Raw genomic sequence first — 21,542 nt, forward strand, 5'->3', positions numbered from 1 at the left:
ACGGTAAAAAAAGGCTATTTACTTTATATATTTTTCTAAAAAGTTATTAATAGTTTTCCAATAAGCGTCTCCGGCAACGCTTTCTGCACCACCATGTCCAGCACCTTCAACTATAAATTTCTCTTTCGGTACATTGGCGGCCTCATATACTTCATTTAGCATATCAGATGGAACGAATGTATCATTACTTCCATGAATGAATAGCATCGGTGTTTTCGATTTTGCTACTTGCTTGACGCTATCAGCTTCACCAAGCGTAAAGTCAGCTCTTAACTTCGTAACAATTGAAGAAAAGTGCATAATAGGAAATTCGGGTAAATTAAAGATTGCTTGCAATTGATAGGAGAATTCATTCCAAACTGAGGAATAACCACAATCCTCAATAATAGCCTTAACATTGTTAGGTAGATCCTCTCCTGAGGCCATCATCACTGTAGCACCTCCCATGGAAACACCATACAAAACAATTTCAGCGTTTTTATCAGAACTGATAACATTATTAATCCAAGAGACTACATCAAGCCGATCATGCCAGCCCATACCGATATAGGCACCCTCACTTTTTCCATGAGCCCTTGCATCAGGCACGAGTACATTGTAGCCTGTATCATAAAAATGCTTAGCGTACTTTGTCATTTGTGAGCCATCAGATGAGTATCCATGAAAAACAATTGCCCATTTATTTGTTGCATTTGTATTTTTAAGCGTATAGGCATGTAATTTCAAATCATCGAAAGACTGTATATAAGAGTCCTTGTAATTCTCTTTAAACCACTTCTCACTCTCTTCTTTTTCTTTAGCATCCTCAGGACTAAGAGCAATAGAATTGTGTGGAGCATTAAACACATCTGATTTATCAGTACTAGGATTTAAGGCGAAGTTATAAAAATAATTCCCTGCAAAAAATCCAGCCACAACAAATAATACTAATAGAAGACTGACAATGGTAATAATCACTTTATACTTTCTTTTCATATTTTTCCCCCTAAAACTACTATTATGAATTATACACAAAGTTAACAATATGAAAAGTAGAATTCTCTAAAATGGGGGGGATTAAAAAAGGAACGACTCTATTCGTTTCCTTTGCATGTTGTTGAAATACTATTATGTCATTGGCTCTTTCGGCAAAACGAGGGGGTTGATTTCCGTTCCGACTGAGCGCTTTGTTGTTGCTGTTGCTACGCTTTCGCACAGATAAAACATTTGTTGTTGACGCTTCGCTTTCGCACAGATAAAACATTTGTAGCTGTCGCTTTGCTTTCGCTACAGAAAACATTTGCCGCTGACGCTTCGCTTTCGCGCAGAGCAGAGCTTCCTGGGGCGTCCGATGAGCCGCTTGGGCCAACAGGTGTTTTTTTGCGCGAAAGCGAAGTGTTAACGTAGCGGCAGCAGCAGGATGTTGGTCACGAAGGCGTTATCACAGGACGTGATGCTTTTAGCCTTCGTTCCCCTATGAGCTCGCTCCAGGGTCTCATCTGTGACGCTGTGATCTGACCCCCAAGGAGTCGCTCAGTCTCCACTCCAATCAACCACTTCATTTAGCATGTATTTTCTGGCAAATTACTACTCTCTTTTCTGTGCGAGCATCGTGCCGCTTCCGCCGCTTTGTTGCTAGTGTCGCTCCACTTTCGCACAATTGTTTTATTACTCTAAATTGGAGCATGGAATGGAAAGTATCCTCAATTAAAGCTCTAAAACATTCACAAAGATTTGCTTGAATATTTTGTTTTTTAATACAAAAAAGGGAACGACTGAAATCGTTCCCTTTGCATAGTAAATTATTTTAATGGACCGCCAAGTTTAGTGATAGCTTCAGAAACATCTGAGAACTTCTTGAAGTTGTCGTTGAATAAACCAGCAAGTTCAGCAGCTTTTTTATCATAAGCAGCTTTGTCTGCCCATGCATCACGAGGATTAAGCACTTCTGTTGGTACACCTTCAATAGAAGTTGGGATGTTTAATCCGAATACTGAATCTTGAATTGTTTCAACATTAGTTAATTTGCCATCAATTGCAGCACGTACCATTGCGCGAGTGTAAGAAAGCTTCATACGGCTACCAGTACCATATTCGCCACCAGTCCAACCAGTGTTCACTAAGAATACTTGTGCACCGTGCTCGTCAATTTTTTGACCCAACATTTCAGCATAAACTGTTGCTGGAAGTGGAAGGAATGGAGAACCGAAGCAAGTTGAGAATACTGGTTCTGGCTCTGTTACACCACGTTCTGTACCAGCAAGTTTAGATGTGAAACCGCTTAAGAAGTGGTACATTGCTTGCTCTTTTGTTAATTTACTGATTGGAGGTAATACACCAAACGCATCAGCTGTTAAGAAGATGATTGTTTTTGGGTGACCTGCAACAGATGGATCAACAATATTTTCAATGTATTGAATTGGATAAGCTACACGTGTATTTTCTGTTAATGAACCATCATCATAGTCACAAACTCGAGTTTCTGGATCAACAGCTACGTTTTCTAGTACAGAACCGAAGCGGATTGCATTGTAGATTTCTGGTTCTTTTTCAGCAGAAAGGTTAATTGTTTTTGCATAGCAACCGCCCTCAATGTTGAATACACCGTTATCAGACCAACCATGTTCATCGTCACCGATAAGCTTACGGTCAGGATCAGCTGATAAAGTAGTTTTACCAGTTCCAGATAAACCGAAGAATAATGCAACATCACCAGCTTCACCAACGTTTGCTGAGCAGTGCATTGAAAGGATGCCTTGTTGTGGTAATAAGTAGTTCATAATACCGAAAATAGATTTTTTGATTTCACCAGCGTATTCAGTACCACCGATTAGGATAATTTTCTTTTCAAGTGATACAATGATGAATGTTTCAGAAGCAGTGCCATCAATTGCAGGGTCTGCTTTAAAGTTAGGAGCTGAGATAACTGTGAAGTCAGCAACATGAGAAGCTAATTCTTCTTTAGTTGGACGGATAAATAATTGATGAGCGAAAAGATTGTGCCAAGCATATTCATTGATTACTTGGATGCTTAATTGTGAATCTTTGTCAGCACCAGCAAAGCCTTTGAATACGAATAATTCGTCACGTTCTTTTAAATATTTTACTACTTTTACATATAAGTTATCGAACACTTCAGAAGAAATTGGTCGGTTAACTTTCCCCCAGTCAATTTTATCCTTTGTACTCTCTTCTTCTACCGTATATTTATCTTTAGGTGAACGACCAGTGTATTTGCCAGTTTCTGCACGAACTGCGCCATCTACTGTTAACATAGCTTCACCACGAGATGTAGCTTTTTCAGCTAATTGTGGTACTGAAAGTTGAACATTAATGTTACCGCCGTTTAATAATTCCTTCAGTTCGGTTGCAATTTCTACTGAATTCATCGATTAAATACCATCCTTTTTTATAGTATTCCCTTGAGTCTGAGGGAGATTTTCTTAATTTCAAAAATAGTATAACACAATTGCTTAAATAATCTATACTAATTCAGAAATTATTTTTCAGATTTTATTACTTTTCAAGAAAACGACAAAAAGTAAATTTAGTCGTTTTGATAATGCTTCTTACCCTATTTAATAAGTGTTCACACATTCACTTTCGACACAGCAAAATTGTCTTTGGAAGCTTTTAGCTAACATGAGGTTCGCACAGGATGTGAAGTTTTAGCTTGTTTCGTTATTAGTTGGAGCTTGTCTTCGACTGAAAAGGGGCTACAATCATATTCATCCACCCACATGTTCTGTAGCTGACGCTTTCCTTTCACTACAAAATGTCTGTAAAGGGTTACACATATGTTAACACATGATGTGAGGTGGAGAGTAGGGATTATTTTGTTTTAATTTACAGCATAATACAAATTAGTTTCTCGATTTATTTCCCATACTTTATTTATACGAATACAATCAATTAAGCCTCCGCATAATTGCGTCCGGAATCGGCTTCAAGTCAACAAATGTTTTTTGCGCGAAAGCGTAGTGCTAACGCAGCGTCAGCGGCACTATGTTGGTTTCTCAGCCGTTGTTGTTGCTTCGCTTTCGCATAAATTGCCACAGGACGTGGTGTTCTTAGACTGAGTTCCTCTTTTTCAGCGGATGTCTTTTGTACCGAAAGCGTAGCGACAGGTACTGGTGTTTTGACACTCGCTAAAAGAAGTTAAAAATATTTGACAATGTTCGACCTTTTACGTATTATGAGATATTGAACGGATACTCTTATCCCGAGCTGGTGGAGGGTCAGGCCCTGTGAAACCCGGCAACCTGCATGAACTATTTCACGACATGCGCTGGTGCCAACCTGATGCAAGGGAAAACCCCTTGAACGATAAGAGTGAAAGGTTATGAAGTCATTATTCCTTTCCTCATGTTAAGTAAACGTGAGAAAAGGATTTTTTTATTGTTAAAAACGAATTAAAGGTAAGTATTTAGTCCTTTCCTTATTATAATGACGGATCTTTCAAAATCCTCGTGTTAAAAGCAGCAGCTGTTTATTTGCGCGTAAGTGAAACGACAGCAACAGTTATTTTATTGTGCGAAAGTGTAGTGCAAACGTAACGACAGCAACAGTTATTTTATTGTGCGAAAGTGTAGTGCAAACGTAACGACAGCAACAGTTGTTTCATTGTGCGAAAGCGTAGTGCAAACGTAGCGACAGCAACAGTTGTTTCATTGTGCGAAAGCGTAGTGCAAACGTAGCGACAGCAACAACGGCTTGGGAGTTCAATCCTTAGGGGCGAACTTGACATGGGTAATGAGTACCGTATTAATTCACAAATATTATTTGTATAAGTAATAGGAGGAAAATCAAATGACAAACCGTCGACTGTTTACATCAGAGAGTGTAACAGAAGGACATCCAGACAAAATTTGTGACCAAATCTCGGATGCCATTTTAGATGCAATTTTAGCAGAAGATCCAAACGCGCGTGTAGCGTGTGAAACAACAGTAACAACAGGCTTAGCATTAGTAGCAGGAGAAATTACTACTTCTACTTATGTAGATATTAAAGGTATCGTTCGTGATACTGTAGCAGAAATCGGTTATACACGTGGGAAATACGGCTTTGATGCTGAAAACCTAGCAGTACTTGTTGCTATTGGCGAGCAATCACCTGATATTGCTCAAGGTGTTGACCAAGCATTAGAGGCACGTGAAGGCTCTATGACAGATGCTGACATTGAAGCAATTGGCGCAGGTGACCAAGGTTTAATGTTCGGTTATGCATGTAACGAAACGCCAGAGCTTATGCCGTTACCAATTAGTTTAGCGCATAAATTAGCTCGTCGTTTAACGGAAGTACGCAAATCTGGTGAACTAGCATATTTACGTCCAGATGGAAAAACACAAGTAACGGTTGAATATGATGAAAACAATGTACCAGTACGCGTTGATACGATTGTAATTTCAACACAGCATGATGAAGAAGCTACACTTGAGCAAATTCAAGCAGACTTAAAAAAATTCGTTATTACTCCAGTTGTTCCAAGTGAATTACTAGATGTAGATACTAAATATTTCATCAACCCAACTGGCCGATTCGTAATTGGTGGTCCTAAAGGGGATGCTGGTCTAACTGGACGTAAAATCATCGTTGATACATACGGTGGCTATGCACGTCATGGTGGAGGTGCTTTCTCAGGTAAGGACGCAACTAAAGTAGACCGTTCGGCGGCATATGCAGCACGCTATGTGGCAAAAAATATCGTAGCAGCTGGTTTAGCGGATCGAGCTGAAGTACAACTAGCTTATGCGATTGGTGTTGCTCAACCTGTATCTATTGCTGTTGATACATTTGGGACAGGAAAAGTTGCAGAAAGTGAAATTGTAAAATGGGTACGCGAGCTATTTGATCTACGCCCAGCGGGGATTATTAAAATGCTTAATCTGCGTCGTCCTATTTATAAGCAAACTGCAGCATATGGTCACTTCGGTCGTACTGATTTAAATGTACCTTGGGAACAAACAGACAAAGCTGAATCATTAAAAGAAAAAGCAGGTTTATAAACTATTCAGCTAAAGTGATGAAGTAGCTAGGAAAATATTTTAAAATACTATTAAAGAAAGGGGCTTTAATAGCCCCTTTCGCTGTTTTTAACGAAAAAATAAGCTCCTAACCCTAATCGTGGATGGCTCGGTTGCCCAAGCAAACGTGGAGCTGCTTTGATTTAGTTGAAATAGCTATTAATTTTTTGATTGAAGAGATTTATAGTATTGACCTTTTTCTACATATTCACGTATGATGCGTTCCATGTCTTCTTTATCTTCATCATTTAATTCTCTTACAACCTTTGCAGGACGACCTAATGCTAAGCTATTTGGAGGAATGACTTTGCCTGGAGGTACAAGACTACCCGCTCCAATGAATGCACCCTCTCCAATCTCCGCCCCGTCTAATACTATAGAGCCCATACCTATTAAGGCTTTTTTTCGAATCGTACAGCTATGTAAAGTTACCTGATGTCCTACTGTTACTTCATCTTCAATAATAAGTGGATACTTGGGGCTTTGATGTAAGCAACAGAGGTCTTGAATACTAACTCTTTTTCCTATAATTGTTGGTGATACATCCCCTCGAATAACTGTGTTAAACCAAATCGTCGTTTCAGCACCTATTGTAACGTCACCAGTAACGGTTGCATAATCGGCAATAAAAACAGATGGATCGATATTGGGTGTCTTACCTTTAAATGGATAGATCATTAGAATCGCCTCTTTTCTTTCTATGATGTAATATTATCGTATCAAATACGCAACTTGATGGAAATATAAAATTAAAATGATCTAGATATTCCGATATAATCATTGTGTAATTATTTTTTTAGGAGGACTATGAGAAATGTGGAAATGGGAAGCTGATGGACAAGCAAAGGCTGTGGTTGCTATTCTTCATGGTGCATATGAAAATCACCGTTGGTATGCATGGCTTATAGAAAAACTTAGATTGGAAGGCTTCCACATAGTCATGGGGGATTTACCTAATCATGGAGTAAATGTAGGGTTTTCACGTGTTCACGATGAAGATTTTAAAGAATACAACAAATATACAAGGCATTTAATGGAGAATGCTTTTTCGTATAATTTACCTGTATTTTTAATAGGACATGGGCTTGGTGCGACACTATTACTACATACCATGCAAAAACGAAAATATGAATGTGCAGGGATTATAATAACTTCACCTTGGCTTCAGTTAAAGCTATTGCCAGGTAAACTATCGAATGCTTTAACTAGTTTAAGTGCCTTGACTGCAAATGTGAAGTTGACCCATGAAATTACATTAGAATCGTTAACGCGCAGTGTAGAAGGTAGAGATGAGATGAAGGATGAGGTTCCTTTTTCGTCTGTCGTTTCAGTGAAATGGTATCGAGAGCTACAGCAAATGATGCGTACTTTAGTGTTATTGCCTAAGGCTGAGTTTCCTAATATGCCGATGTTAGTTATGACAGCTGAAAAAGATAAAATTACTGAAACTAAACAAACGCGTAATTGGCTTCATCAGATGGAATTTACAGAGTTTCAATTCAAAGAATGGGCAAACTGTTATCATAATCTATTTCATGAAGTAGAGCGTGACGAGATTTTTGTTTATATACGTGATTTTATCAATAATGCTCTTCGAAGAATTGGCTATATAATTGAATAGTGAATTACCTCTCCAATTAACTAGAAAATTACTAACTTTTTGTTACTTGAATATAATGTTGAAATTTTCAGAAAAGTGTAATACTATAATGTCTTAAAGTAATATTTATCACATTGGAGGGGTAAAATGGAAACAATCGTTGGGAAAATTAATGAGATTTTATGGGGACCATGGTTTATTTATGGCATTTTGTTAATTGGACTCTTTTTTTCAATTATTACACGGTTCCTACAAGTAAGACACATTAAAGATATGTTTGTTTTAATGTTTAAAGGCGAAAAATCGGATAAGGGGATTTCATCTTTCCAAGCGATGTCTATCGCATTATCTGGTCGAGTAGGTACAGGCAATATTGCCGGTACTGCTACAGCAATCGGGATGGGGGGACCTGGTGCTGTTTTTTGGATGTGGGCGATCGCCTTTATCGGTGCGGCAACTGCTTACGTTGAGTCGACGTTGGCTCAAATTTATAAAGAAGAGAAAGATACAGAATATCGTGGCGGGCCGGCTTATTACATAGAAAAAGGAATGGGGCAAAAGTGGTTTGCAGTTATATTTGCTGTTGCCGCATTAGCCGCCATGTTAATATTGATGCCGGGTGTTCAATCGAATGCAATTGCGACAGCTGTTGAAAACGCTTTCGATGTTAAGACTTGGATTACAGGACTTATTATTGTTGTATTATTAGGTACTATTATTATCGGTGGGGTTAAATGGATTGCCAATGCTGCACAGATCATCGTACCGTTTATGGCATTAGCATATATTCTGATGGCCATCATTATAATTGCAATGAATATTAAAGAAGTACCAGCTGTATTTTCATTAATTTTTTCTAGCGCATTTGGTGCACATGAGATCTTTGGTGGTATTATTGGCTCCGCTATTGCTTGGGGGGTTAAACGCGGTATTTATTCAAATGAGGCGGGTCAAGGGACAGGTGCGCATCCGGCAGCGGCTGCAGAAGTATCACACCCTGCTAAACAAGGTATCGTTCAAGCCGCTTCTGTGTATATTGATACTCTATTAATCTGTTCAGCTACAGCATTTATGATTTTATTTACGGGTATGTATAATGTACACGATGAAAAAGCTGCAGATGGTTCATATGTTTATGTTGGTGATTTCAATAAAGGCGGATTAACGGGAGAAGAACAAATAACATTTGCGAAAAGTATTAAAGAAGGTGCAGCCTTCACACAATATGCAGTTGATTCTTCACTACCAGGTTTTGGTGGACCATTCGTAGCGATTGCCTTATTCTTCTTTGCTTTTACGACAATTATGGCATACTACTACATTGCTGAAACAAATGTAGCTTATTTATTCTCAGGAGCTACAGAAAAAGTCGTCATATGGCTGGCTAAATTTGCAATTTTAATTTCTGCGTTTTACGGTACAATCCGCACATCTGATCTTGCGTGGGCTTTGGGGGATGTTGGACTTGGCTTAATGGTTTGGATTAACGTTTTAGCGATTTTAATTATTATGAAGCCTGCTATAGTCGCATTAAAGGATTATGAGAAACAGAAAAAAGAAGGAAAAGATCCTGTTTTTGATCCTCGTAAACTAGGAATTAAAGGTGCAGATTTCTGGGTAGATTATAATGAAAAACGAAAAAATAAATAGACTATAAAGAAAAAGCTATCTAATAGATGGCACTGAGTGTCATTTTTGAGACAGTAAGAAAACACCTTATTTTACAGCCAGTTGACGGTATTGAACCGGCGACTGGTTGTTTAATTTCGTTTTAATCCGAATATTGTTATAATAGTAAATGTATTCTTCGACAATATTTATTACACACGCATTTGTTGTGCGATAAATATCATCGAGGTAGAACGTTTCAGACTTTAGCGAGGAGTGAAACGTTTCAATTGGGGAATTATCAGCGGGCGTGCCTTTACGAGACATGCTCATGGTAATTCCTTTTTCTTTGACTGCCTTCTGATATGCGTAAGATGTGTAAACAGAACCTTGATCGCTATGCAGAATACAGCCCTCTGGTAAATCTGATAAATGATTCAGCGTATCTAAGACAAGGTCAGTATCTTGTGTAAACCCAATTGTATACGCAATAATTTCGCCATTAAATAGGTCTAAGATACTTGAAAGGTACATTATGGATTGTCCAAAAGGCAAGTAAGTAATATCTGTTACAAGCTTTTCTAACGGTTTTGTTGCCGTAAAATCACGTGCTAATAAGTTAGGAACAATATGAGCTGGTTGTCCTGTACGTTTACGTTTCTTTACCTTCACACGACATTGCCAGTCATATTTTTGCATCACACTTTGCACTGTTTTCTCACTAATACCCTTAAGTAATTCTGTGATTTTTCGATAGCCGTATCTGAATATGTGTAGCTTGCACAAGTCACCAATTTGTTGGTCTCGAAGATCCTTTTGAGTTAATTTGTTTCTATTGGCCTTCCAGCGATAATACGATGAACGGGCTACACCTAAATGACGGCAGATTTCACCAATCGGCATAATTTCTTTTAACTCCTCTACAAGCGAAACTACAACTTTTGGGACCACATCCTCTCCAACTCTGCGTACTTTTTTAAAACTTCAATTTGTTGCTTTAAATAACGAATCTATGATTGTAATTTAGCGGTTTCACTTTCATATTCAGGTCCTTTGCCAAAGGTATATTGTTTTCCTACAGGTTGTTCAAGACGATGTAATTCACCATTCCTGTACCATTTCATCCATGTTTTTAACTGAGAATGGTTACGAATATTTAGCTCCTCTAGTACTTGTTTTACAGGGATCCCTGCTAATCTCATTTCAATTGCTTTCATTTTAACTTCTACTGGATAACTAATTCTTGTCCTCATAGAAAAACACCTCCACGTTGATTTGATAAGGTACAATACCCGTTTTTCAACGAAAGGTGTTTTTATTTGTCTCATTTTTTTAGGTCAGTGCGGATTTTAACATTCTATTAGATAGCTTTTTATTTTTTATAAAATAAAATCGGGGTGGTTCAGAGCAAGTTGATCTTCGTTACGACTGGGTGACTCCTTGGGGATTAGCGATAGATGAACAAAGGCTAAAACCATCACGTCCTGTGATAACTCCTTCGTGACCAACTTCGGTGCTGTTGCTGTCGCTACGTTGCACTACGCTTTCGCACAGAATGAAACCCTTTTGCTCTGCGCGAAAGCGAAGCGTCAGCGAATGTTTTATCTGTGCGAAAGCGTAGCGACAGCAACAACAAAGCGCCCAGTCGGAACGTAAACAACCCCACGTTATGATGATAACCCTCAAAAAAAGGCCCGAAATACTTATCTTATTTCGGGCGTATATGGATTAGATTAAAGGATAATCTTTCATTTTTTCTAAAGCAATCACAAAGGGTGGATCATTTTGTTGATTTAGAAATTCATATTTTAATACATGTACATTTTTTTGGGGAAGTTGACTGACATATTCTATCACAGCGTCTCGCTCTTCTTTGCCACCCGGATGACCGTGATAAATGACAAGGACAATAATACCACCGATTTTGAGCAGCTTTAGCAAATCTTCAATTGCTTGTATTGTTGTATTTGGTTGTGTAACGATGTCGTGATTACTACCAGGCAAATAACCAAGATTGAAAATTGCGGCAGCTACTGGCTTGTGTACATAGTTGGCTACTTCTTCATGCCCTCTATGTAAAACAAGTGCACGATGCTCTAAGCCATTGTCTAAAAGGCGATGGAGAGTTGCATCAACAGCGCTCTTTTGAACATCAAAGGCGTATACTTGACCTTCATCGCCGACAAGCTGTGCTAAAAATAATGTGTCGTGGCCGTTTCCTGCTGTGGCATCCACTACAGTGTCGCCCTCTTCAACTGTATCTTTTATCAGCTGTTGTGCATATTGTATAACGCGTTGTAGCTTCATTTGGCAACCTCAGCTTGATAAAATTTCCCTTGCCAGCTTCCGCGGCGTTCAAGTTCTGCATCAATTCCATTTAATACTTCCCATTTATTAACACTCCACATAGGCCCAATCATTAAATCAATCGGTCCATCACCTGTGATACGGTGAATAACCATATCTGGTGGTAGAATTTCAAGCTGATCTGCTACTAGCTTTGTATAAACGTCCTGATCTAAAAATTCTAACATTCCCTTTTCATATTGCTTAACCATTGGTGTACCTTTTAAAAGGTGTAGTAAATGAATTTTAATGCCTTGTACATCAAGCTTTGCGACTTCACGAGCAGTTTCCATCATCATGTTAGAGTCTTCAAGAGGTAGGCCGTTAATAATGTGCGAGCATACACGAATACCATGTTTTCGTAGCTTTTCAACACCTTCCACATATGTTGCATAGTCGTGGGCACGGTTGATAAGATTCGCTGTTTTTTCATGCACAGTTTGAAGCCCAAGCTCAATCCACAAATAAGTGCGCTCGTTTAATTCAGCTAAATATTCAACTACATCATCTGGCAGACAATCTGGACGCGTTGCGATGGATAATCCAACAACACCCTCTTGGGACAACGCTGCTTCAAATTTTTCTTTTAATACTGGTAGTGGTGCATGTGTATTTGTATATGCTTGGAAGTAGGCCATGTATTTGCCGTCTTTCCATTTTTGATGCATTTTGTCACGAATTTCAGCAAATTGTACCTCGATAGGGTCAACTTTATTGCCTGCAAAATCACCAGAACCTGCTGCACTACAAAACGTACAACCTCCAAAGGCGACGGTACCATCACGATTTGGGCAGTCAAAGCCCGCGTCTAGTGCTACCTTAAAAACTTTATGACCAAATTGCTCACGTAAATAGCGATTCCATGTATAATATCTTTTCCCATCTGAAGGAAAAGGAAAGTTTGTTTCTGTCATTTGTTTCACTCCTCTAACGGTATATTTTATCACGTGCTAGTGCTTCCGTCATGGGGGAAGAATTTAATATTATGTGAATGACCTGAGCGAATGACGCGGAAAGCTAAGCAAAAAGGACATCGACCGGAGTAAATCATAAGGAGGACCGAAAAAAACTCCACAAAAAATATTCTTAAGCCTATGTAAAAAGAGTAAAATTATTTTTCTTGTGCTTTTGTATTTTTCAACATAAACTAACTATTTAGAGTAGCGAAATAATGGAGGACATTCTATGCCAAAAAGTGTTTGGTTTTTAATTATCGGAATGCTTGTGAATACGACAGGCAACTCCTTTTTATGGCCTTTAAACGCCATTTATATGCACGATTATTTAGGGAAGTCACTTGCGATGGCTGGCTTCGTGTTGATGTTGAATTCTGCTGCTGGCGTATTAGGAAACCTCTTAGGTGGTTATTTATTTGATAGAGTAGGTGGCTATAAATCAACAATGTTGGGCATTCTTTTGACGATTGTCTCATTAATTGCTTTAACGATTTGGCACGGTTGGCCACATTATGTGTGGATTTTAACGATTCTTGGCTTTAGTGGAGGCATTGTTTTCCCAGGAATGTTTGCATTAGCTGGAACTGCATGGCCAGAGGGTGGACGAAAGGCCTTTAACGCAATTTATTTAGCTCAAAATTTAGGAGTAGCAATTGGTCCTGCACTTGCTGGCGTTGTTGCTGATTACAAATTTGAATACGTCTTTAAGGTCAACTTAGCTATGTATATTTTGTTCTTTTTTATAGCGTTTTTTACTTTTAAACGATTCGAAGCGGGGAGCATTGCACCGAAGAATGTCGTGGGTGAAAGTAAGCGAATAATAAATAAAGCGCCGTTTTATGCATTATTAATTATAAGTTCTTCCTCTGTACTATGCTGGCTAGCTTATTCACAATGGAGTGCGACTATTTCTTCCTATACGCAAGATCTAGGATTAGGATTGAAACAGTACAGCTTACTTTGGACTATTAATGGTCTACTGATTGTTTTAGGGCAACCGCTAATTGCGCCGCTAGTGAAACGTTGGGAAAATAAATTAAAGCGTCAATTAGTATTTGGCGTTACCCTTATTGCAATATCCTTTGGAATCATTGCATTTGCAAGTGATTTTAAAATGTTTGGGGCAGCAATGGTTGTGCTAACTTTTGGTGAAATGTTTTATACACCTGCTTTACCTACCATCGCCAATCAGCTTGCACCAAAAGGACGTCAGGGCTTTTATCAGGGGATTATTAATAGTGCGGCGACAACTGGTCGTATGATTGGCCCTCTATTTGGTGGTATTATGGTCGATCAGTTTGGCATGGTTGTACTCGTATTAATCCTAGTAATTATTGTATTGTTTGCGATTATTCCATGCCTTATCTATGATTATCCTTTGCGAAAGAATAAAATAGTGACAGAATAATAGGTTAAATTTAACAAAGATTTTTCAGAAACGAGCAAAAACTGTGTGGGAAACACGTTTTTTGCTCGTTTTTTTTATGTTTGATATTGAAAGTTAACATATTGTAGCGTACAATCAATCATACATATTCAAATATTTGAATATATGAAAATGAAGTTCCGTGGAGGGATTTATGTGGAAGAGAGCTTGCAGCAATTTAAGGCAGATTTTTTTAAAGCGTTAGCACATCCATTACGAATCAGAATTCTAGAATTACTAGTAGATGGTAAAAAAAATGTCAATGAAATTCAAAGCTGCTTAGAAAAAGAGGGCTCAGCTGTTTCTCAGCAATTAAGTGTATTACGAGGCAAAAATATTGTGCATGGGACGAAAGAGGGGAAAAAAGTTTACTATTCTTTAAGCGATCCGATGATTGGAGAATTACTTGGTGTTGCGAAGGATATTTTCAACAATCATTTGATAAATACAATTTCAAGATTAGAAGAAATGACTATTAACGAAAATAATGAAGAGGATATGTAAATTTTGTAGACTGAGTTCTTATGAAACATTTACCTTGCTATTATTTTGAAGGGAAGATTTATAGATGAAGTCACTGTTTACAGGACGATATGAAGGATATTCTGTTCATCATTTGAAGAAAGATTTAATTTCAGGGATTATTGTTGGGATTGTGGCAATACCGCTGGCAATGTCCTTTGCTATTGCGTCAGGTGTTAAGCCTGAATATGGAATATATACAGCTTTTATTGCTGGGATACTTATTTCTCTTTTGGGTGGCTCGAAGTATCAAATCGGGGGACCTACAGGTGCGTTTGTGCCAATTCTGCTTGGGGTAGTCATTTCGTATGGCTATGAAAACTTACTAATCGCTGGATTAATGGCCGGGATTATTTTGTGCTTAATGGGGATCTTTAAACTTGGCTCATTAATAAAATTTATCCCGCGTCCCGTGACAATAGGTTTTACAGCAGGAATTGCAGTTATTATTTTTACAGGCCAAATCGCTAATTTTTTAGGTTTGACTAATATTAAAAGACATGAGTACTTTATTGACAATGTAAAAGAAATTGTTATCCATATTGGTACAGCAAACTTTTATAGTGTTTTAACGGCAATCATTAGTCTCATCATTATTTTAATAACACCTAAAGTTTTACCCAAAGTTCCAGGGGCGTTAGCAGGCATTGTTGTTTCTACATTAATTGCAACGTTCTTTTTTTCTGGACAAGTTGCCACAATCGCAACTGCCTATGGTCAAATTCCAAATACATTACCGAATTTTGCAATTCCAGATATCACATTAGAGCGAATTCAGCTACTTATTGGACCAGCCTTTGTGATCGCCATGCTAGGTGGAATTGAATCACTTCTATCTGCTGTCGTAGCAGATGGCATGACAAATACAAAGCATAATAGCAATCGAGAACTTGTTGGTCAAGGAATTGCTAATATCGTCACTCCTTTCTTTGGGGGGATCCCTGCAACGGGGGCAATTGCTCGTACTGCGACAAATATTAAAACAGGTGCAGTTTCACCAATATCAGGTATTATTCACGGTGTATTTGTATTAGTCACTTTATTATTATTAGCGCCCTTTGCTTCACATATTCCTTTAGCAAGTATGGCTCCAGTTTTAATGGTTGTAGCTTGGAATATGAGTGAGCAAAAGCATTTTACGCATATCGTTAAATTAAAAACAGGAGATTCTCTCGTTTTAATCATTACGTTTCTTCTTACTGTTTTTACAAGCTTAACATTAGCTGTAGAGGTGGGGCTTGTGTTGGCAGTCGTATTATTTGCGAAGCGTATGAGCGAAAAGCTTGTAGTAACAAAAGTTTTACCGGATCATTCGAAAGAGAGTGGGAAGGGGAAGGTACAATCACATGCTGTTCATCAGAAGCGTGATTGTCCACAAATTAGTATTTATACAATTGAGGGTCCACTTTTCTTTGGCGCAGCTCAAACTTTTGAGGAGGCAATTGTAAGTTCCATTCAGCATCAGCAAAAAGTTTTAATATTACGCATGAGTAAAGTGCCCTTTTTAGATACAACAGGCGAGGCCTATTTTGGTAATGTCATCAAGAGTTTTAAAGCCCAGGGTGGCACTATTTTAGTTACAGGTGTGCAAGATGAATTGAAACTAGCGTTACAAAACAATGGCTTGTATGCTGAGATTGGTGAGGATAATTTCTATCCCCATACAGGAGAAGCAATAAATAAAGCTCTAAGCTATTTAGATACAAATAAATGTATTGGATGTAAGCACTTTGCTTTCCGTGAATGTCAGGATTTATCCCGCATCAAGGGGCAATAGATAAATTAACTGCCCCTAACTGCCCGATTGGTGAAGACTAAGGGGCAGTAATTTATCTGTACCGAAAGCGAAACGCAGGTACAAGTCTCCCACCTCGAAATTTAGCGAAGGCAAAGAATTTAGGTGGGAGATGAACTGCCTGAGAGGTCGTTATAATCATCCCCGCAACTTTATTCATTAATGTGAGCTGAATGTCTTTAGACAAATCGTTCACTTTGTCCTTCTGCAGTAAAACGCTTTCACTTCGCTATAATTAATAAGAAAATGCTTTCGAATAATAAAAATCATATCATAGCAGGAATTTCCTATGAATAATTATAGAAGTATGGATACGAATAGGCTGCGAAGAATGTAACCAAGCTTACAGGGGAGGAATAAAAATGAAGAAAATTATGAATCAACCTGAAACACTCGTTATGGAAATGTGCAATGGGATGGTTATGGCTCATCCGGAACTAGAGTTGTTAAAAACGTATAAAGTAATTAAGAAAAAAGAAATGAATGAAAATAAGGTAACTTTAATTAGCGGTGGCGGTAGTGGACATGAACCGGCACATGCGGGGTTAGTCGGAAAAGGAATGCTGGATGCTGCGGTCTGCGGTGATGTATTTGCTTCTCCTTCACAAATACAGGTATATCAAGCAATTAAAGCAACAGCTAGCAAAAAAGGTACACTGCTCATTATTAAAAATTATAGCGGAGATATTATGAACTTTAAAAATGGTGCTCAATTAGCTTCTGAGGATGGCATTCAAGTAGAGTATGTCCGCGTAGATGATGATATCGCAGTAGAAGATAGTCTTTATACAGTAGGACGACGCGGCGTTGCGGGAGTTGTGTTAGTACATAAAATCGCTGGTGCCGCGGCAGAAGAAGGTATGGATTTGATGCAGGTCAAAGCTGTGACGGAAAAAGCAGCGGCAAATGTTCGAACAATTGGTCTAGCACTAACTTCTTGTACGGTTCCGGCTAGTGGATCACCGACTTTCAAATTGGGTGAAGATGAGATGGAATATGGCGTCGGTATTCATGGAGAGCCAGGAAGAAAACGTGAAAAAATGATGACTGCAGATGAATTAGCCTTCCGCATGACAAATGACCTTATGAAAGATTTAGGACTAGATGAAGATGCTGAAATTGCAGTCTTAATAAATGGATTTGGCGGTACACCTCTGCAAGAACTTTATCTGTTTAACAATGCAGTTACTAGAGAGTTGAGTAAAAGAAATATTCGAATCAATAGAACGTTTGTAGGCAATTACATGACAAGTATTGATATGGCCGGGATTTCTCTAACAGTAATGAAACTAGATGATGAGCTGAAAACATTACTATCGAAAGAATGTAATACACCTGCATTTAAGGTAGATGGACCAGCTGAGAGTGTAGAATACGTAGATATTAATGATCACGAAGAAGAGAAGCAAGTTTTCTTTGAGACTGAAACAGAGGAAGAACACGCTATCATCAAAAATGAGGTAATCACATTAAATAATATGATTTATCTTGTAGATAAAATGAGCGAAATTATTATTAAGAACGAAGTGCCTTTCTGTGAACTGGATACCCATGCAGGTGATGGCGATTTTGGAATGAGCGTCGCTAAAGGATTTAAGCAATTGAAACGAGGATGGAGCTCGATTCTAAATCAAGAACATTTAAATATTGGAACTTTCCTTGATGCGTGTTCTATGATAATTATGGAACATTGCGGAGGAGCTTCTGGTCCAATTTGGGGAGGGGCTTTCCTAGCGGCAAGTAAAGCTGTAGAAGAAAAAATGGAATTAACAGTCGGAGAGTTTGCTGAAATGTTACAAGCTACGCTTAAAGGTATTCAGTCTGTCGGTGAGCGCTCTTTCGGAAGAGGGGCAGAGGTAGGCGATAAAACGCTTGTAGATGCGCTTGTACCTTGTGTAAATGCTTGGTTAGAAAGCGCTGCAGCTGGTACGGATATTAAAACAGCTTTTGAAAACGGGGCAGAGGCTGCTGTTAAAGGAGCGGAATATACAAAAGACATCGTTGCTCGAATGGGTCGTGCTGGTGCAGTTGGTGAAAGAAGCCTAGGATATCCGGATGCTGGAGCTTATGCGCTAGGGGTTATTTTTACCGAGCTTTCTCGTAGTTTAAAATAATTGTAGTTCAAATTGTGTAGACGAATAAAAGGAAATGCCGTTTTCTCAAAGATTGTTGTTGTTAAAACTAAAAGACAGATTTAATCTACAAAACGGTACTGCACCCCTAAAGTTAGGGTCAAAAAGGGGTGTTTTTTAAGGTGAGATACAGGGAAGAATTCAAAAAAAATGTGATTAATGAATATATGAAAGGTCCTTTAGGTTATAAATTATAGCAACAATCTTTTTGAAAACAGCCAAAGGAAAAAATAAAGAAGAGAATGAGTTTTATATGCATTTTCTTAACGGGGTGTTCTATTTGCACCTATCTTATTCTGGGTATTGCTACCTTTAGGGATTGAATTGTTCAATAATGGGTAGTATGTAAACAAAGTCTTGTGCTTTTCAGTACTTTCCATTAGAATAAATGCAATACATGTAAAGACAATGATGAGGAATAGTAAATTTGTGGTTCTTTTTAGAGAGCTAGCGGTTGGTGGGAGCTAGTAGGAGAGCAAATTGAACTCGCCTTCTGAGTCTGCCCGCGTGAAATAGCGCGTGCCGTTCATTCCGCGTTAAGGAAGCAAGAGCCGAGTGTAATCACTAATGTGGGTGGTACCGCGGGAGATACGAATTCTCTCGTCCCTTTCTGACAAAGAAAGGGACGAGTTTTTTTATTTTTAAAATATTTTGTCAATTCTTTAGGTGAAAAGTATGACACATTCAAAGGAGGAAAAAATTATGAGTTTTAATCATCAACAAATTGAAAAAAAGTGGCAGCAATATTGGGCTGATAACAAAACTTTCAAAACTGAAAATGAAACAGAAAAACCAAAATTTTATGCGTTAGATATGTTCCCGTACCCATCAGGTGCAGGTCTTCATGTAGGACATCCAGAGGGCTACACAGCGACAGACATCCTTTCACGCTTCAAGCGCATGCAAGGCTATAACGTCCTACATCCTATGGGCTGGGATGCATTCGGTTTACCAGCAGAACAATATGCACTTGATACAGGAAATGACCCAGCAGAATTCACAGCGAAAAATATTGCGACATTCAAGCGTCAAATCCAAGAGTTAGGATTTAGCTATGATTGGGATCGTGAAATTAACACAACAGATCCTGAATATTATAAATGGACACAATGGATCTTTATCCAACTTTATAAAAAAGGCTTAGCTTATGTAGATGAAGTAGCAGTAAACTGGTGTCCAGCACTTGGTACAGTACTTGCAAACGAAGAAGTTATCGATGGAAAATCAGAGCGTGGTGGTCACCCTGTAGAACGTCGTCCGATGAAACAATGGATGCTTAAAATTACTGCATTTGCTGATCGTTTAATCGACGACCTAGAGGAAGTTGATTGGCCAGAGTCTATTAAGGATATGCAACGTAACTGGATTGGTCGTTCAGAAGGTGCAGAAGTAACATTTGGTATCGATGGAACAGATGAAAACTTCACAGTATTTACAACTCGTCCTGATACATTATTCGGTGCTACATACTGTGTTCTTGCACCTGAGCATCAATTAGTGGAACAAATTACAACTGCTGAACAACGTCAAGCTGTTGAAGCTTATTTAGATAAAGTAAAAATGAAATCTGATTTAGAGCGTACAGATTTAGCGAAAGAAAAAACAGGCGTATTCACAGGTGCCTATGCAGTTAATCCAATTAACGGTAAAAAAATGCCGATTTGGATTGCAGATTACGTGTTAGTATCATATGGTACAGGTGCAATCATGGCGGTTCCAGCACATGATGAGCGTGACTATGAATTTGCAACAGAATTTGGTTTAGAAATTACTCCTGTTCTTGAAGGTGGAGACATTAGTAAAGAAGCATTCACAGGAGATGGTAAGCACATTAACTCTGAATTCCTTGATGGCTTAAACAAAGAGGACGGTATTGCTAAGGCAATTGAATGGCTTGAGGAAAAAGGCGTAGGGGAGAAGAAAATCTCTTACCGTCTTCGCGACTGGTTATTCTCTCGTCAACGTTACTGGGGTGAGCCAATCCCTATGATTCATTGGGAAGATGGTACAACGACACCAGTACCGGAATCAGAATTACCATTAATGCTACCGAAAACAGATAATATTCGTCCTTCAGGTACTGGTGAATCTCCACTAGCGAATATTTCGGAATGGGTAAATGTTGTTGATCCTGAAACAGGCAAAAAAGGTCGTCGCGAAACGAACACGATGCCACAATGGGCAGGTTCTAGCTGGTACTTCATACGTTATATTGACCCGACAAATAAAGAAGCAATTGCGGACCCTGAGTTATTAAAACGCTGGTTACCAGTTGATATTTATATCGGTGGGGCAGAGCATGCCGTATTACACTTACTATACGCTCGCTTCTGGCACAAAGTACTGTACGATTTAGGTGTTGTACACACGAAAGAGCCATTCCAAAAATTATTTAACCAAGGGATGATTCTTGGTGAGGGTAATGAAAAAATGTCTAAATCAAAAGGCAATGTCGTTAACCCTGATGAAATCATTTCTTCACACGGTGCTGATACTTTACGTCTATATGAAATGTTTATGGGTCCACTTGAAGCATCTGTTGCATGGTCAACAAATGGCTTGGATGGGGCACGTCGCTTCATAGATCGTATTTGGCGTTTATTTGTCAATGAAGAAGACGGTACAATCGCTGAGAAAATTCAAGCTTCTGATGACAAAACGCTTGAAAAGTCATATCATCAAACTGTGAAAAAAGTGACAGAGGATTACGAAGGTATCCGCTTCAATACAGCTATTTCACAAATGATGGTATTCATCAATGATTGCTACAAAGCGGATGTTATCCCAACAGCTTACGCTGAAGGCTTTGTGAAGATGCTAGCTCCAATGGTTCCACACGTTGCTGAAGAGTTATGGCAGATATTAGGTCATGGCGAAACACTTTCATATGCGCAATGGCCAACATATGATGAGTCTAAACTCGTTGATGATGAAGTGGAAATCGCAGTTCAAGTTGCCGGCAAAGTACGTGCAAAAATCATCGTAGCGAAAGATGCTTCAAAAGAAGCAATCGAAAAAGTAGCACTTGCAGATGACAAAGTACAAGAGTATATGGCTGGCAAAGACTTAGTGAAAATTATTGTCATTCCAGGTAAGCTTGTTAATATCGTAGTTAAGTAATAATGTAAAAAGTGTCCAATATTTGGGCACTTTT

At 38.6% G+C, this 21,542-nt stretch carries 15 protein-coding genes, 1 pseudogene, 1 riboswitch and 1 other annotated feature; of the genes and pseudogenes, 9 read left to right on the plus strand and 7 right to left on the minus strand.

All coding sequences use genetic code 11. The annotated features are described in order from the left end of the window. Nucleotides 1–18 precede the first annotated feature (18 nt). From ACZ11_RS15375 to pckA, 3 genes are all read right to left on the minus strand, one after another. Nucleotides 19–975 carry an alpha/beta hydrolase gene (locus ACZ11_RS15375; protein WP_049667414.1) on the minus strand — a complete coding sequence of 319 codons (957 nt, stop codon included), beginning with the start codon at nt 973–975 and terminating at the stop codon, nt 19–21. 22 nt (nt 976–997) lie between these two features. Beyond that, entirely contained in the window at nt 998–1,279 is a 282-nt protein-coding gene (locus tag ACZ11_RS25885; RefSeq protein ID WP_161804465.1) for a hypothetical protein, read from the minus strand. A gap of 502 nt (nt 1,280–1,781) precedes the next feature. Then, nucleotides 1,782–3,368 (minus strand): phosphoenolpyruvate carboxykinase (ATP), encoded by a 1,587-nt coding sequence (gene pckA, locus ACZ11_RS15380; protein WP_049667415.1) that lies wholly within the window; start codon nt 3,366–3,368, stop codon nt 1,782–1,784. Between the two features lie 825 nt (nt 3,369–4,193). Next, a riboswitch (SAM riboswitch) is annotated at nt 4,194–4,312 on the plus strand. 476 nt (nt 4,313–4,788) lie between these two features. On the opposite strand from pckA, the gene metK reads away from it, so the two are divergent. Beyond that, a complete protein-coding gene (gene metK / locus ACZ11_RS15385) occupies nt 4,789–5,985 on the plus strand; it encodes a methionine adenosyltransferase (protein WP_049667416.1) in 1,197 nt (398 codons plus the stop codon). Nucleotides 5,986–6,162: 177 nt separating this feature from the next. Here metK and ACZ11_RS15390 read toward each other — a convergent pair whose 3' ends face one another. After that, nucleotides 6,163–6,681, minus strand: a complete 519-nt coding sequence (locus ACZ11_RS15390; RefSeq protein WP_049667417.1) for a gamma carbonic anhydrase — start codon at nt 6,679–6,681, stop codon at nt 6,163–6,165. A gap of 136 nt (nt 6,682–6,817) precedes the next feature. Here ACZ11_RS15390 and ACZ11_RS15395 point away from each other — a divergent pair, with 136 nt between their 5' ends. Together ACZ11_RS15395 and ACZ11_RS15400 are read left to right on the plus strand one after the other, a co-directional pair. Further along, nucleotides 6,818–7,624 (plus strand): alpha/beta hydrolase, encoded by an 807-nt coding sequence (locus tag ACZ11_RS15395; protein ID WP_049667418.1) that lies wholly within the window; start codon nt 6,818–6,820, stop codon nt 7,622–7,624. A gap of 126 nt (nt 7,625–7,750) precedes the next feature. Beyond that, nucleotides 7,751–9,253 carry an alanine/glycine:cation symporter family protein gene (locus ACZ11_RS15400; protein WP_049667419.1) on the plus strand — a complete coding sequence of 501 codons (1,503 nt, stop codon included), beginning with the start codon at nt 7,751–7,753 and terminating at the stop codon, nt 9,251–9,253. 66 nt (nt 9,254–9,319) lie between these two features. On the opposite strand, the pseudogene ACZ11_RS15405 reads toward ACZ11_RS15400, so the two are convergent. Beyond that, nucleotides 9,320–10,464, minus strand: a pseudogene (locus ACZ11_RS15405) (IS3 family transposase). Nucleotides 10,465–10,711: 247 nt separating this feature from the next. On the opposite strand from ACZ11_RS15405, the gene ACZ11_RS26345 reads away from it, so the two are divergent. Further along, a complete protein-coding gene (locus tag ACZ11_RS26345) occupies nt 10,712–10,867 on the plus strand; it encodes a hypothetical protein (RefSeq protein WP_161804466.1) in 156 nt (51 codons plus the stop codon). Between the two features lie 72 nt (nt 10,868–10,939). Here the strand turns inward: ACZ11_RS26345 and ACZ11_RS15415 are convergent, their stop codons facing one another. Together ACZ11_RS15415 and ACZ11_RS15420 are read right to left on the minus strand one after the other, a co-directional pair. After that, nucleotides 10,940–11,518: a tRNA (mnm(5)s(2)U34)-methyltransferase gene (locus ACZ11_RS15415; RefSeq protein WP_049667421.1), complete on the minus strand. Its 579-nt coding sequence runs from the start codon at nt 11,516–11,518 to the stop codon at nt 10,940–10,942. Further along, nucleotides 11,515–12,471, minus strand: coding sequence for a TIGR01212 family radical SAM protein (locus tag ACZ11_RS15420; protein WP_049667422.1), 957 nt, complete (start codon nt 12,469–12,471; stop codon nt 11,515–11,517). Before ACZ11_RS15420 ends, ACZ11_RS15415 begins: the two co-directional genes overlap by 4 nt. Nucleotides 12,472–12,742: 271 nt before the next feature. Between ACZ11_RS15420 and ACZ11_RS15425 the strand changes: the two genes are divergently transcribed. From ACZ11_RS15425 to leuS, 5 genes are all read left to right on the plus strand, one after another. Next, entirely contained in the window at nt 12,743–13,921 is a 1,179-nt protein-coding gene (locus ACZ11_RS15425; RefSeq protein ID WP_049667423.1) for an MDR family MFS transporter, read from the plus strand. A 174-nt stretch (nt 13,922–14,095) separates the two neighbouring features. Then, the gene (locus tag ACZ11_RS15430; RefSeq protein ID WP_049667424.1) at nt 14,096–14,443 is read left to right on the plus strand and encodes an ArsR/SmtB family transcription factor; all 348 of its coding nucleotides are present in this window, start codon (nt 14,096–14,098) and stop codon (nt 14,441–14,443) included. A 64-nt stretch (nt 14,444–14,507) separates the two neighbouring features. Next, complete coding sequence (locus ACZ11_RS15435; protein WP_049667425.1) at nt 14,508–16,238, plus strand: SulP family inorganic anion transporter; 1,731 nt, start codon at nt 14,508–14,510, stop codon at nt 16,236–16,238. 380 nt (nt 16,239–16,618) lie between these two features. Further along, on the plus strand, nt 16,619–18,370 hold the full coding sequence (gene dhaK, locus ACZ11_RS25305; RefSeq protein ID WP_082172820.1) for a dihydroxyacetone kinase subunit DhaK: 1,752 nt from the start codon (nt 16,619–16,621) through the stop codon (nt 18,368–18,370). 417 nt (nt 18,371–18,787) lie between these two features. Further along, nucleotides 18,788–18,999: a binding site (T-box leader), on the plus strand. Nucleotides 19,000–19,090: 91 nt separating this feature from the next. Further along, a complete protein-coding gene (gene leuS / locus ACZ11_RS15445; protein ID WP_049667426.1) occupies nt 19,091–21,508 on the plus strand; it encodes a leucine--tRNA ligase in 2,418 nt (805 codons plus the stop codon). Nucleotides 21,509–21,542 lie beyond the last annotated feature (34 nt).

Origin of the sequence: Lysinibacillus xylanilyticus (assembly GCF_001183605.1) — a bacterium.
GTDB classification, from domain to species: domain Bacteria; phylum Bacillota; class Bacilli; order Bacillales_A; family Planococcaceae; genus Lysinibacillus; species Lysinibacillus xylanilyticus.

What these genes read in the sequence shown, in the direction of transcription:
- ACZ11_RS15375 (WP_049667414.1), bottom strand. Translation starts at nt 975, where the DNA reads ATGAAAAGAAAGTATAAAGTGATTATTACCATTGTCAGTCTTCTATTA.
- ACZ11_RS25885 (WP_161804465.1), bottom strand. Translation starts at nt 1,279, where the DNA reads ATGTTTTCTGTAGCGAAAGCAAAGCGACAGCTACAAATGTTTTATCTG.
- pckA (WP_049667415.1), bottom strand. Translation starts at nt 3,368, where the DNA reads ATGAATTCAGTAGAAATTGCAACCGAACTGAAGGAATTATTAAACGGC.
- metK (WP_049667416.1), top strand. Translation starts at nt 4,789, where the DNA reads ATGACAAACCGTCGACTGTTTACATCAGAGAGTGTAACAGAAGGACAT.
- ACZ11_RS15390 (WP_049667417.1), bottom strand. Translation starts at nt 6,681, where the DNA reads ATGATCTATCCATTTAAAGGTAAGACACCCAATATCGATCCATCTGTT.
- ACZ11_RS15395 (WP_049667418.1), top strand. Translation starts at nt 6,818, where the DNA reads ATGTGGAAATGGGAAGCTGATGGACAAGCAAAGGCTGTGGTTGCTATT.
- ACZ11_RS15400 (WP_049667419.1), top strand. Translation starts at nt 7,751, where the DNA reads ATGGAAACAATCGTTGGGAAAATTAATGAGATTTTATGGGGACCATGG.
- ACZ11_RS15415 (WP_049667421.1), bottom strand. Translation starts at nt 11,518, where the DNA reads ATGAAGCTACAACGCGTTATACAATATGCACAACAGCTGATAAAAGAT.
- ACZ11_RS15420 (WP_049667422.1), bottom strand. Translation starts at nt 12,471, where the DNA reads ATGACAGAAACAAACTTTCCTTTTCCTTCAGATGGGAAAAGATATTAT.
- ACZ11_RS15425 (WP_049667423.1), top strand. Translation starts at nt 12,743, where the DNA reads ATGCCAAAAAGTGTTTGGTTTTTAATTATCGGAATGCTTGTGAATACG.
- ACZ11_RS15435 (WP_049667425.1), top strand. Translation starts at nt 14,508, where the DNA reads ATGAAGTCACTGTTTACAGGACGATATGAAGGATATTCTGTTCATCAT.
- dhaK (WP_082172820.1), top strand. Translation starts at nt 16,619, where the DNA reads ATGAAGAAAATTATGAATCAACCTGAAACACTCGTTATGGAAATGTGC.
- leuS (WP_049667426.1), top strand. Translation starts at nt 19,091, where the DNA reads ATGAGTTTTAATCATCAACAAATTGAAAAAAAGTGGCAGCAATATTGG.